Annotated in this window: 11 protein-coding genes; 3 read left to right on the top strand and 8 right to left on the bottom strand. The window is 68.1% G+C overall.

Annotated features, from left to right (window positions below; genetic code table 11):
• Nucleotides 1-8 precede the first annotated feature (8 nt).
• The 5 genes from ON33_RS03375 to purF form a co-directional block, all read right to left on the bottom strand.
• Nucleotides 9-1,745 (bottom strand): ABC transporter ATP-binding protein, encoded by a 1,737-nt coding sequence (locus ON33_RS03375; RefSeq protein WP_040854848.1) that lies wholly within the window; start codon nt 1,743-1,745, stop codon nt 9-11.
• Nucleotides 1,738-2,760 (bottom strand): ABC transporter permease, encoded by a 1,023-nt coding sequence (locus tag ON33_RS03370; protein WP_051151591.1) that lies wholly within the window; start codon nt 2,758-2,760, stop codon nt 1,738-1,740. The genes ON33_RS03375 and ON33_RS03370 overlap by 8 nt, the downstream gene beginning before the upstream one ends.
• On the bottom strand, nt 2,760-3,752 hold the full coding sequence (locus ON33_RS03365) for an ABC transporter permease (protein WP_040854948.1): 993 nt from the start codon (nt 3,750-3,752) through the stop codon (nt 2,760-2,762). Before ON33_RS03365 ends, ON33_RS03370 begins: the two co-directional genes overlap by 1 nt.
• Before the next feature lie 115 nt (nt 3,753-3,867).
• Nucleotides 3,868-5,451 (bottom strand): ABC transporter substrate-binding protein, encoded by a 1,584-nt coding sequence (locus ON33_RS03360; protein ID WP_040854846.1) that lies wholly within the window; start codon nt 5,449-5,451, stop codon nt 3,868-3,870.
• 254 nt (nt 5,452-5,705) lie between these two features.
• A complete protein-coding gene (gene purF, locus ON33_RS03355) occupies nt 5,706-7,271 on the bottom strand; it encodes an amidophosphoribosyltransferase (RefSeq protein ID WP_085996662.1) in 1,566 nt (521 codons plus the stop codon).
• Between the two features lie 113 nt (nt 7,272-7,384).
• Between purF and ON33_RS03350 the strand changes: the two genes are divergently transcribed.
• The gene (locus tag ON33_RS03350; protein ID WP_373281014.1) at nt 7,385-8,749 is read left to right on the top strand and encodes a YhgE/Pip domain-containing protein; all 1,365 of its coding nucleotides are present in this window, start codon (nt 7,385-7,387) and stop codon (nt 8,747-8,749) included.
• A gap of 25 nt (nt 8,750-8,774) precedes the next feature.
• Here the strand turns inward: ON33_RS03350 and ON33_RS03345 are convergent, their stop codons facing one another.
• Genes ON33_RS03345 through ON33_RS03335 form a run of 3 tightly spaced genes read right to left on the bottom strand, consistent with a single transcriptional unit; the run spans nt 8,775 to nt 11,632 of the window.
• Nucleotides 8,775-9,161 (bottom strand): sterol carrier family protein, encoded by a 387-nt coding sequence (locus tag ON33_RS03345; protein ID WP_040854842.1) that lies wholly within the window; start codon nt 9,159-9,161, stop codon nt 8,775-8,777.
• A gap of 16 nt (nt 9,162-9,177) precedes the next feature.
• A complete protein-coding gene (locus ON33_RS03340) occupies nt 9,178-9,834 on the bottom strand; it encodes a type II CAAX endopeptidase family protein (protein WP_040854840.1) in 657 nt (218 codons plus the stop codon).
• A 22-nt stretch (nt 9,835-9,856) separates the two neighbouring features.
• The gene (locus tag ON33_RS03335) at nt 9,857-11,632 is read right to left on the bottom strand and encodes an alpha/beta hydrolase (protein WP_306307501.1); all 1,776 of its coding nucleotides are present in this window, start codon (nt 11,630-11,632) and stop codon (nt 9,857-9,859) included.
• Between the two features lie 151 nt (nt 11,633-11,783).
• Between ON33_RS03335 and ON33_RS03330 the strand changes: the two genes are divergently transcribed.
• Together ON33_RS03330 and ON33_RS03325 are read left to right on the top strand one after the other, a co-directional pair.
• The gene (locus ON33_RS03330) at nt 11,784-12,071 is read left to right on the top strand and encodes a YiaA/YiaB family inner membrane protein (protein WP_040854937.1); all 288 of its coding nucleotides are present in this window, start codon (nt 11,784-11,786) and stop codon (nt 12,069-12,071) included.
• Nucleotides 12,072-12,220: 149 nt separating this feature from the next.
• Complete coding sequence (locus ON33_RS03325) at nt 12,221-12,676, top strand: hypothetical protein (RefSeq protein ID WP_040854838.1); 456 nt, start codon at nt 12,221-12,223, stop codon at nt 12,674-12,676.
• Nucleotides 12,677-12,729 lie beyond the last annotated feature (53 nt).

Raw genomic sequence — 12,729 nt, 5'->3', positions numbered from 1 at the left:
ATCTGTTGTCACGTTTCGTAACGATGTCGACGCCGTTGCTCCACCGGGTCGGGGACTGGGACTGCGGCGACCAGGCGGCGGGTGTAGTCCTCGCGTGGATCGCGCAGGATATCGTCGTTGCTGCCCTGTTCGATGACGGTCCCGTTGCGCAGCACCACCATCCGGTCGGCCAGCTGATCCACCACGGCGAGGTCGTGGCTGATGAACAGGCAGGCCCAGCCGAACTCACGCTGGAGGCCGGCGAACAGCTCGAGCACCCGGGCCTGGACGGAGACGTCCAGGGCGCTGGTGGGTTCGTCGGCGACCAGCAGGTCCGGATTGAGCACCAGGGCCCGGGCCAGGCTGACCCGCTGGCGCTGGCCGCCGGAAAGCTCGTGCGGATAGCGCTTTTCCACCCCGGCCGGGAGCTGTACGTCGTCGAGGAGGCGGCGGACGCGGTCGCGGGCGGCGGCGCCCCTGGCCTGCTTGTGCACCAGCAGCGGTTCGGCCACGCAGTCGCCGATGGTGAGGCGCGGGTTGAGGGAGGTGGCCGGGTCCTGGAAGACGAAGCCGAAGCGGCGGCGGAGGGGCCGCAGCCGGCGTTCGGAGAGGCCCGCGATATCGGTGCCGAGCACCCGCACGCTGCCCGCGGTGGGCCGCTGCAGACCGGCCACGCAGCGGCCGATGGTGGACTTGCCGGAGCCGGATTCGCCTACCAGTCCGAGGGTTTCGCCGCGGCGCAGGGTGAGACCGACCTCGTTCACGGCTCGGAAGGACGGGCGGCCGAGCGGGGCCGGGAACTCCACCACCAGACCGGAGACCTCCAGCACGGTGGCGGCGTCGGCCGGGATGGGCTCGCGGACAATCGTTCCGGCCAGTGCCGCCCCCGCCACCGGTGTGGAGTCGGCTCGGACGTCGGCCCCATCGGCCGGTGCGCTGTCACCGGGATACTCCGCTGCTTCCCAGTTATTCGGCAGCACATGGAGTTTCGGCACCGCGGCCAGGAGGGCGCGGGTGTATTCGTGTTCGGGTTCGGCGAAGAGCTTTTCCACCGGCGCCTCTTCGACAATGCGCCCCTCACGCATTACCACCACGCGGTCGGCGAGGTCGGCGACGACGCCCATATTGTGGGTGATGAGCACGATGGCCGCGCCGATCCGATCGCGCAGATCGCGGAGCAGTGCCAGGATTTCGGCCTGCACGGTGACATCGAGGGCGGTGGTGGGCTCGTCGGCGATGATCACGCGCGGCTCGCAGGCGATGGCGATGGCGATCACTACGCGCTGTTTCTGGCCGCCGGAGAGCTGGTGCGGATAGTAGTCGACGCGGGTCTCGGGGTCGGGCAGGCCGACTGCGCGCAGCAGGTCGATCGCCCTGGCGCGGGCCGGTTTCCGTTTCATGCCCGAGTGCGCCCGCAGCGCCTCGCCGATCTGGAAGCCGATGGTGAACAGCGGGTCGAGGGCGGCGCCGGGTTCCTGGAAGATCATGGAGACGGCGCCGCCACGGATCGCGGTGAGTTCCTTCTCACTCATTCCGGTGATCGCTTTGTCGCCCAGCAGTACGTGCCCGCGCACGCTCGCGGTGGGCGGCAGCAGTCCCATGGCGGTACGGGAGCTCACCGATTTGCCGGAGCCGGATTCGCCGACCACGGCCAGCACCTCACCCGGATACACCTGGTAGGACACGTTTTTCACGGCGGCGACCGCGCCGGTGTCGGTGGCGAAGGTGACGGTGAGGGAATCGAAGGACAGGACGGGTTCAGGCATCGGCCGCCTCCTGCGGGGATTCGGTTGCCGCGGAGTCGATCTCGGACTCCGACTCGGTCCCGGTGGCGGCGCGACGGGTGCGGAGCAGCGGGTTGAGCACCTCGTTGAGGCTCTCGCCGACCAGCGTCATGCCGAGCACCACGGTCACGATGGCGGCGCCGGGGAACACCCCGGTCCACCAGATGCCGTTGGAGACGTCGGCGAGCGCCTTGTTGAGGTCGTAGCCCCATTCGGCGGCCTGGGTGGGTTCGATGCCGAAGCCGAGGAATCCGAGTCCGGCCAGCGTGAGGATGGCCTCGGCGCCGTTGAGCGTGATGAGCACCGGCAGTGACTGGGTGACGTTGGCGAGGATGTGCCGGAACAGGATTCGCGCCGTGGAGGCGCCGGTGACGCGCGCGGCGTCCACGTACGGTTCCTGTTTCACCGAGATGGTGGCATTGCGCACCACCCGGAAGTACTGCGGCACGAAGATGACGGTGATGGCGATGGCCGCCGACAGGATGCCGCCGAAGCTGCTGGACTGCCCGCCGGACACCACGATCGAGACCACGATGGCCAGCAGCAGTGACGGGAACGCGTACATGGCGTCCATGAACAGCACCAGCACCCGGTCGACCCAGCGTCCGAGATATCCGGACACCAGCCCCAGCGGCACGCCGACGATCACGGACAGCACCAGCGACACCGCGATCACCGACAGCGCCGTGCGCGCCCCGAAGAGGACGCGGGAGAGCACGTCCTCCCCGCGTACCGAGGTGCCGAACCAGTGCGCGGCCGAGGGCGCCTGCTGGCGCGCGAAATCGACGCCGCCGGAGGCGTTCTGCGCGAACCCGTAGGGCGCGAGCAGGGGCGCGAAGAGAGCCACCAGGATGAACCCCGAGACCAGTGCGAGCCCGAGTAGCAGCGTGGCCCGCTGCAGTCCGGACGTCATGCGCACCAGGGCCGTACCGGGTATCCGCAGCCGCGCGCGGCTCGGCGGGATGGGTGCCCGCACGCCGGTTTCGACGACGGTCATCAGAACCTCACCCTCGGGTCGATGAGTGCCACGATCAGGTCCACCAGGAAGCTCATGACGGCGACCACGATGGCGATGAACGCGACGATGCCCTGCACCGCCACGAAGTCGCGCGCCTGCAGGTACGTGGCGAGCTGGTAGCCCAGTCCCTTCCATTCGAAGGTGGTTTCGGTGAGCACCGCGCCGCCGAGCATCATGGCGATCTGCATGCCCATGACGGTGACCACCGGGATGAGGGCGTTGCGGAAGGCGTGCCGCCCGGTGACCACGCGATCGGACAGCCCGCGCGCCCGGGCTGCCTCCACGTATCCGGAGCGCAGGGTCTGGATCAGGTTGATCCGCACCAGCCGCAGGAAGACGCCCGCGGTGAGCAGTCCCAGCGCGATCGCGGGCAGCACAGCGTGTTTCAGGACGTCGACGATGTTCCCGGTGTCGCCGTAGAGGATGGCGTCGACGATCATGATGTTGGTCTTGGGCGAGACGTGCTGCAGCTGCAGCTCCACATTCGTACTGGCCCGCCCGGCGACCGGCAGCCAGCCGAGCTTGACCGCGAAGATCAGTTTCAGCAGCAACCCGACGAAGAACACCGGGGCCGCGTACACCAGGATCGCGAACAGCCGCAGGCTCACGTCGGCGGCCGAATCCCGTTTGGTGGCGGCGTATCTGCCGAGCGGCACGCCCACCGCGAAGGCCACGATGAGCGCCCAGCACACGAGTTCCAGGGTGGCCGCGCCGTAGGTGACGATGACGTCACTGATGGCCCGATTGTCCTGGGAGCGGCCGAAATCCCCGTGCAGCAGCCCCGACAGGTAGTCCCGGTACTGGGTGAGGATGGGCCGGGTGAGCCCCGCCGCCTCCTTGCGCCGCTGCAGTTCCTCGGGGGTGAGCCGCCCGCCCTGTGCGGCGGTGATGGGATCGCCGATCACCCGCATCAGGAAGAACACCAGGGTCACCAGGATCCAGGTGGTGGGAATGATGAGCAGGGCGCGCATGCCCAGGTAGCGCGCCAGTGCGCCGTAACGGGTTTCGCCGCCGCGCTTTCGCTTGCCCGCCGGGCGGCCCGGGATCGCCGGCCCGCCCTCGGGTTCGATGGTCGTCACCATCCGATTACTTGCTGAGCACGCCGAAGCGGAACTTGGAGGACGGGTCCAGGGTGTTGTCGACGCCCTGGATGTTCTTGCCCGCCACCGCGATCTGGTTACCCGTCAGCAGCGGCACGATGGGCAGGTAATCCGCCATCAGGTCGTGCTGCACGGTGGCCAGCGCGGTGGCCCGCTTGGCGGGATCCGGTTCGGTCAGTTCGGCGTTCAGTTCCGCGGTGATCTTCGGATCGCCGAAGTGGTTGCGCAGGAAGTTGTCCTCGGTGAAGAAGGGGCGCAGGTAGTCGTCGGCGTCCGGGTAGTCGGGGAACCAGCCGAACTGGAACACCGGGTAGCCGTCGGTGGAGCGCGCCTTCTGGTAGGCGACCCATTCGGTGGACTGCAGATTCACCTTGAACAGCCCGGTGGCCTCGAGCTGGCTCTTGATAGCGGCGTACTCCTCGGAGCTGACCGTCCCGTAGTGCTCGGTGGTGTACTGCAGGTTCAGCTCGACCGGTGTGGTGACGCCCGCGTCGGCGAGGAATCTGGCGGCCGCGTCCTTGTTCGGCAGCGCGCCGTAGATGTCCTTCAGCGCCTCGGTGCCGCCCGGAACATCCTTGGGCACCGGTGAATACAGCGGGGCCCAGGTGCCCTTGAAGACGCTGGTCGCCAGGGCCTCGCGGTCGATGGAGACGGCGACGGCCTTGCGCACGGCCAGCTTCTGGGCGGGAGTGCCGCCGGGCTGGGTGTTCAGGTTGAACACGATGTAGCGGGTGTCGCCGCCGGGCGACTGGTGCACGGTCACCCTGTCGCTGTTCTTCAGCGAGTCCAGGTCGGTCGGGGTGAGGGTGTGCCAGGCGACGTCGATATTGCCCTGCTGCACATCGAGTTTCAGGTTGGCGGCCTCGGCGTAGTACTTGACCGTCACGGTGTCGGTCTCGGGTTTACCGAACAGTCCGCTGTAGTCCGGGTTGGACTTGAATTCGACCAGCTTGTTCTTGTCGTAGCTGGTGATGGTGTACGGCCCGGAGAACGGTTTCGCCTTCACGATGTCCTCGTCGGCGAGCACCTTGTCGGGCGGGAAGACCTTCTCGTCGACGATGGCGGCCGCCTGGGTGGGCAGGATGGCCGGGAAGGTCTGGTCGTTGCCCTTCTTGAGGGTGAAGGCGACGGTCCGGTCGTCGGGGGCGTCGGTGTGATCGAGGTTGTCCAGCAGCGCCTTCGGGCCCTGCGGGTCGTCGATCCGCACCATGCGGTCGAAGGAGAATTTCACGCTCTGCGCGGTGAGCGGATCACCGTTGACGAACTTCAGTCCCGGCTTGAGCGTGCAGGTGTAGACGGTCGGCGAGGTGAACTCGCACTTCTCGGCCGCATCGGGTTTCGGGACGGCCTCGCCGGCGGGGAAGTTCAACAGGAACTGGTAGACCTGTGTCTCCGCCAGCAGTGAACCGTTGTCGTAGGCCTTGGCGGGATCCAGTGAGGTGACCTTGTCGGTGGTGCCGACCAGGATTCCGGCGCCGCCGCTGTCCGATGTCTTTCCCGAACCGCAGCCGGCGACCGCCAGCACCGTCAGTCCCGCAAACCCCACTGCCGCAACTCTTCTCGCGCGCATACTGCCCTGCTCTCGAAGCGCAGCGCAGCGGCCGGGTCACGGGCCCGCCGCGCCGCGGTGGACATCCTTTGGCTGGGCACAGTATCGACCGGTTATAACCGGCGTGTTGCGTTTCCGGACAATCGGTGCACAATTCGGGCCATCCGCGCGGAGACGCCCATGTCACAACTGCGCCAGCGAATTTCCCGAGTTCGGGCGGGAAAAGCACGGTGCCCGTTCGCGATTACGCGAACGGGCACCGGAATTGCTTGCGATTACGGGCGGCTCAGCGCCGAGGCATTGACATTATCCGCCAGCAGCTCGGTCTCGGTCGCGCCGGACAGCATGCCCTCGAGCACGTTCTTGCCGATGGAGGTCTCCGCCGGCAGCGCGATCGGGTAGTCGCCGTCGAAGCAGGCGCAGCACAGCCGCGAGCGCGGCTGCTCGGTGGCGGCGACCATGCCCTCGAGCGAGATGTAGCCCAGGCTGTCCGCGCCGATGGAACGGCGCACGCCCTCCACCATGTCGTCGAGGCTCTCGCCCTCGATGCCGTCGGGGCCCGCGCCATTGGCGATCAGCTCCGCGCGCGAGGCGAAGTCGATGCCGTAGAAGCAGGGCCACTTGACCGGCGGGGAGGCGATCCGCACGTGGATCTCCAGCGCGCCCGCCTCACGAAGCATGCGGATCAGGGCCCGCTGGGTGTTGCCGCGCACGATGGAGTCGTCCACCACGATGAGCCGCTTGCCGCGGATCACCTCGCGTAGCGGATTGAGCTTCAACCGGATTCCGAGCTGCCGGATGGTCTGACTGGGCTGGATGAAGGTGCGCCCCACGTAGGCGTTCTTCATCAGGCCCTGGCCGTAGGGGACGCCGGAACCCTGCGCGTAGCCGACCGCGGCCGGGGTGCCGGACTCCGGCACCGGGATGACCAGGTCCGCCTCGATCGGGTGCTCGGCGGCCAGGCGGCGGCCGATCTCGACGCGGGTGGCGTGCACCGAGCGGCCCGAGATGGTGGAGTCGGGCCGAGCCAGGTACACGAATTCGAAGACGCAGCCCTTGGGCGTCGGGTTGGCGAAGCGCAGCGAGCGGACACCGTCGGCGTCGATGGCGAGCAGTTCGCCCGGCTCGATCTCGCGCACGAAGGACGCGCCCACGATGTCGAGGGCGGCGGTCTCGCTGGCAACCACCCAGCCACGGTCCAGCCGGCCCAGGCACAGCGGCCGCACTCCGTGCGGGTCGCGGGCGGCATAGAGGGTGTGCTCGTCCATGAAGGTGAGGCAGAAGGCGCCCTGCAGCGTCGGCAGCAACTCCATGGCAGCCTGCTCGATGCTCTTGTCGGCGGCGGCGTGCGCGAGCAGCGCGGTCATCACGTCGGAGTCGGAGGTGGCGGCCACGGTGCCCGCCAGCCGGCCGGTGACCAGCCCGAGTTCCCGGGCCCGCGTACTCAATTCGGCGGTATTGACCAGATTTCCGTTGTGGCCCAGCGCGATTCCGGTACCGACCGCGGTGGTGCGGAAGATGGGCTGTGCGTTCTCCCAGGTGGTGGAACCCGTAGTGGAGTAACGACAGTGGCCGACTGCCACGTGGCCGGGCATGGCGGCCAGGGTCTGTTCGTCGAAGACCTGGCTGACCAGGCCGAGATCCTTGAATACCAGCACCTGCGAGCCGTCGGCGACAGCGATGCCCGCCGCCTCCTGACCGCGGTGCTGCAATGCGTAAAGTCCGTAATACGTGAGCTTTGCCACATCTTCGCCCGGTGCCCAGACACCGAACACACCGCACTCTTCGCGCGGTTCGTTCTCGTCCTGGTCGGAGGTGGTGGCGGCGGAGGGGAGATTCACCGTTTGCTCCCTGTTCGGCGGGCGGGGGGCGTGAGCCATTCTACGGGTAACCGCAAGGCAACCCACCGTTGGGATAACAGAGATGGCAGGCGGTTTGCTGTTAGCGTTCGACCGTGGCGACCACGGACAGCACCGGCAGTGCGGAAACCGCTCCGCGACGCAGGCATCTGAGCCCGATCAGGTGGGCGTTTCCCATTGTGGTGGTCACTCTGCTGGCCTCGCTGCTGGGCGTGATGTACCTCGATTACGTGGTCGATCCGGAGAAGAATCTGCACGACTTCCCGATCGCCCTGGTGAATCAGGATGTCGGCGACGACATCAAGACCGGCGATCAGGTGCAGCACGTCGACTTCGGCAAGCAGGTCGCGGACGGACTGCGGCAGGCGGTGCCGTCGGACCAGATCGATCTGCGGGTGCTCGGCATCAACGAGGCGCAGCTGCAGATGCAATCGGCGCAGGTGTACGGCGCCATCATCATTCCGAGCGACTTCTCCAAGCGGCTCGGCATCCTCGGTGTCGGCAGTGTGGTGCCGGGCGATATCGCCAAACCCGTGCTGACCCTGCAGACCAATCCGCGCACCGGCGCGTTCGCCACCGCGGTGGTGCAGAAGTTCGGCGCGCAGGCGCTCACGCAGGTCAACGATCTGGTCGGACAGCAGCTGACCGAGCAGGTGAACAAGCAGCTCACGCCGGCGCCCGGCGCACCCCCGACCGAACTGTCCGCGGCGACCCGCCTCGTATTGGCCCAGCCGCTGAACATCGTGGTGGACCAATTCCGGCCGCTGCCGGGCGGTTCCGGGGAGGGGCTGACCGCCTTCTTCTACAGCCTGCTGCTCCTGCTGGTCGGCATGGTCGGCGCGATGATCATCCACCAGCTCATCGATTCGGCCCTCGGCTTCCTGCCGACCGAGTGGGGTCCCTGGTACGTGCACTATCCGCGCGCGTCGATCTCGCGGGTGAAGACGCTGCTCATCAAGTGGTCCGCGGTCGTGGTGATGGCCGTGGTGGTGTCGGGTGCGCTGGAGGGCATCGGAGCCGTTCTCGGCATGCCGATCGACAAGCCGCTGCTGCTGTTCCTCTACGGCGCGTTCGTGATCATCGCCGTCGGTTTCACCTGCACCGCCACCCTGGCCGCGGTCGGCACCGCCGGTCTGATCATCAACCTGATCGTCTTCATCATCCTGGGCCTGCCCTCCTCGGGCGGCACCATCCCGATCGAGGCCACTCCCAAGTACTTCGGCTGGCTGGCGAAATTCGAGCCCATGCACCAGGTCTTCCTGGGCACCCGTTCCATCCTCTACTTCAACGGCAACGGCCAGGCGGGTCTGACCCGCGGCTTCTGGATGGCCGCCCTCGGCCTGGCCATCGGCCTGGTCTTCGGTCTCGTCATCACCCGCTACTACGACCGGAAGGGCTTGGAGCGCAAGCCCGTGGAGACGGCCGGCACCGGCAAGCACGCCAAACCCGCCGACGCCTGACCGCCGCGGCCGGGCTCGCGCCGCGTCAGAGTGGGACGACCGGCAGCCATCGGGCGACCTCGCCCGCCCGGCTACCGGACGCGGTCAGCGCCCCCGACTCGAGTGCCGCCTCGAAGCCGAGCAGCCCGGTCGCGAGCAGAAGCCAAGTGCGCGCATCGGTTTCGACGACATTCGGCGGCGTCCCCCGCGTATGCCGCGGTCCCTCGACGCACTGCACCGCCACGAACGGCGGCACCCGCACCTCGACCGAATGTCCCGGCGCGTCCGCCGCCATCGCGCGTGCGGTCCCCCGTACCGCCGCCGCGAGCTCGGTGCGGGCCGGAGGCGCGACGGACTCGTCCCGCAGCCACTCCGCCACCACCGCTACCGCGGTCCGTACCTCCGCCGGATCCACCGCTCCTCGTCGCGCCATTTCGCCGACGCTACCGCTAGTCGCCGACACCCCTCCGGGCGAGGCGGCGGGCCAGACGCGGGGCCAGCGCGCCGCCCGCATTGAGTGCGACGTGCAGCAGCGCGGGGGCGGTGGCGCTGCCGGTGCGACGGCGCAGGAAGTCGAAGACCAGGCCGCCCGCGGTGGTGACGGCGACGGTCGCCGGGACGGGATCGCCTGCGGCGCGGGCTGGTTGGATGTGGGAGAGACCGAAGGTCAATGCGCCCGAACCGGTTCCGGAGTCACCGGCGGCCCGTTCCAGCAGTGGGGTGAGCGTGGCGCGGTACACGAGTTCCTCGGCGAGGACCGTGCCGAAGGGAATGTGCACGCCCGCCCATTCCCCGGTACCGACCGCGGGGCCGCGGTCGGCGAGTTCGGCCAGCCGGCGGCGACCGGACGGAATGGCCAGGGCCACGGCATAACCGGAGAGGACGGTGGCGGCGATGGCCGCGCCCACCCGGAAACCGCGGGCGGACAACCAGTTCGGATCGCCCCGGAAGGCCAGGGCATACGCGGCGGCGAAGCCGGTATTGGCGGCGGTGCGGCCGCGCACCTCCAGTCGCAGGGCCGGGAGCAGCTGATTGCTCCAGATCAGCGGCAGGGCCACGGCGGCCAGGACTTTCGGGCGCAGCAGCGCGCGGGCGGTGGCGAGCATGGCTATCGCACCGCCCGCACGGCTACTTCACCGCCCGCTCGTACGCCTCCGCGAGTTCGATCTGGGTGCGGATGCGTTCGCCGAGGTCCTGGTCCCAGTCCGGCGGGGCGGCGACGGCGGCCCAGCCGTCGAGTACCAGGGAGCCGTAGTTGTGGCCGTGGCCGTCGCTGACGCCCTGGGCATTGGTGAGGTCGGCGACGACCTGCCAGAAGGTGACGAACGGCCACCAGCGCATCTGCGACGAGACGTCCGCGCCACGCGGCTCCGACAGCCAATCCGGTTGGGAGAATACGAGATCCGAGGACCACCAGACGATGGGGTCGGATGGATGCTGCAGGTAGGCGATGCGCGGCTTGCGCCAGTCCGGCGAGGGCTTGTTCAAATCGGCGGCGGTGGCGGCGAATCGGACCACCAGGCCGTCGGCATAAATGGGATCCACCTCGCGGGTGCCCGGATCACGGCGCTGAACGAACTGCTGCCATAGGCGATTCGAGTTCGGCGGGCCGACCCACAGCGCACCGTCCACCTTGGAACGCAGGTCGGCCAGCCCGTCGAATGCGGATTCGGAGCCCTGCGAGCCCAGGCTCTCCCCGTACACCAGCAGCTTGGGCCGGCGCTCGGGCGGCCGCTGCGACCAGTGCCGATACACCGCGTCGAACATCTTCTTCCCGTTGATGGCGACCTTCTGCCGGTCCGCCAGGAACGACAGCACGCTCGGCAGATACGAGTACTGCGAGGCCACGATGGCGGTGTCGCCACCCCACATGTATTCGAGCGCGGCCGCGGCCTCCCCGTTCACCCAGCCGGTGCCGGTGGTGGTGGCCAGCACCAGCACCTTGCGGTCGAAGGCCCCGGTGCGCTCGAGTTCGGCGACCGCCAGATCCTCCTCGGTGGTGTCCTTGCCCGCCGACCGCAACCCGACGTACACCCGGATCGGTTCGCGTGCGGGCTTTCCCGTGACCGCGCTGATCAGCAGGGGATCGGGTCCGTGCGAGACGAACCAGCGGCCCTCCGACCCGAGGGTCTCCCAGGCGGCCAGGGAGGCAGGGCTGCCCGACCGCTCCGGTTCGGTCGGCTGCACCGCGTATTGGGTCACCTTGTCGTTGCGCACGCTGAACGCCGAGTTGGCGACCGCGAAGAAGGCGCGGGTGGCGACACCGTTGAACAGCGTCACGATGAGCACGGTGAGCAGCAGCGCGCCGGTGGCGGGCGCGAGCGCGGGCGGCACCTTCACCCAGCGGCTGAGCAGCCGCGCCAGGAACCGCACGATCTCGCGCAGGGTGCGGTAGACCGCCACCACCAGCGCGCCGACCGCGAAACTCAGCGCGCCCGTGCGCAGGTACGCGGCCCGGGTGGTGCCCTCCATACCCATGAGGGTGGTGATCTCGCGCTGCCAGTCGGCGGACAGCACCAGCATGTAGCCCGCCACCAGAATGCAGGCGACCACGATCACGACCTTGATCACGTAACGCGCCCACTCCGGCGGTGTCGCGATCTTGATCCGCGGCCGAATCCACGTGCGGAACAACCACTGCAGCAGGCATCCCACGCCGTATCCGATGGCGGCGTTGAGGCCGGAGATCAGACCCTGGAACAGCCAGTCGCGCGGCACCAGCGACGGCGTCACCGACCAGGCGAAGAAGAGGGTAGCCACCACCAGCCCGGTGTGGTTGAGGTCGATGATGTCCTCGACCTTCCGCGCGACCACCGCGCCCCGGCGGTGCACCGGTCCGCCTCGCCGATACACCATCGCGGCGCGCGAACGCAGCCGGTTCAGGGCGTCGGCGGAGTCCAGCACCCGTCAAGTATGGACGCAACCGGCCCGAATCCGGGGACACCCGCATGTGAGAGGGACCATCGCACCGGCGTGTCGGGCGCGGCATCTACTCGGCGCACTCGAGTAGATGTACCCGTTCGATCCGGCGCGGGCCCCGACAGACTCGAAGACCATGAGCACCCCGAGCGCACAGCACAAGAGCACCACCGCGTTTCTGGCTCAGGCCATGATCGCCTTCGGAATCAGCTTCTCCGCCTTGGTCATCGGCATCGTCTACCTGCCCCTCGACATCTGGCAGCGCGGATTCCTGCTGATGGCAACGCTGTTCCTGGTGAGCAGCTGCTTCACTCTCGCGAAGGTGATTCGCGATCAGCACGAGTCCTCGAAGGTGCACCACCGCATCGATGAGGCCCGGATGGAAAAGCTGATGGCCGAGCACGATCCGTTCAAGATCAACTGAGCGTCCCGCACGGGAACGACGAGAGCCCGCCGGCACGAGCAGTTCGGCGGGCTCTCATCATGTCCACGCGCCGCGCGCAATCAGAGCGAAAATCACTGCGCCAGTGCAGGAAACGACTGCCCATTCGCCGACTGAAGGTTCCCCGGCGCGTGACAGCCACGACCGCATCCGCGACGGTGGTTTCGACCCTGCAGCTTCAGGCCTCGCAGGCCTACTGCGTCGGCACCACCTACACGATCACGCTGGCCGCCGCCGATGCCACCGCACTCATGGCCCAGGCATCGAACTACCAGGACATCACGTTCCAATGGGCTCCGTATCCGCAGGGATTCAACACCGAGATCGCTACTCTGCCGTACACCGCCGGCCAAGGTATGACCGTGAAATGGACGCCTACCTACGTAGGAGCCACAACCCTCGTGGCGTACGCCTACGACCCGACGCTCGGTCCCAATGCCGCCATCGATGACATGCTGACCAACATCAACGTCGTGCAGAGCGCTCCCGCTGGAGCCAGTTGCACGCCGACCCCGCCCACCGGCGGAACGGGGAGCGCGAACTCGATTCCGGTGATCGGCCCACTGCTGAGCAGCCTGTTCCGGTAGCCCCCGGCACCGAGAACGAAAACGCCCGCCGAATCCGATACGAGCAGTAGCGG

The sequence above is a fragment of the Nocardia niigatensis NBRC 100131 genome (assembly GCF_000308655.1).
Classification (GTDB): Bacteria; Actinomycetota; Actinomycetes; order Mycobacteriales; family Mycobacteriaceae; genus Nocardia; species Nocardia niigatensis.
This window is presented reverse-complemented; position numbering and strand designations above follow the sequence as displayed.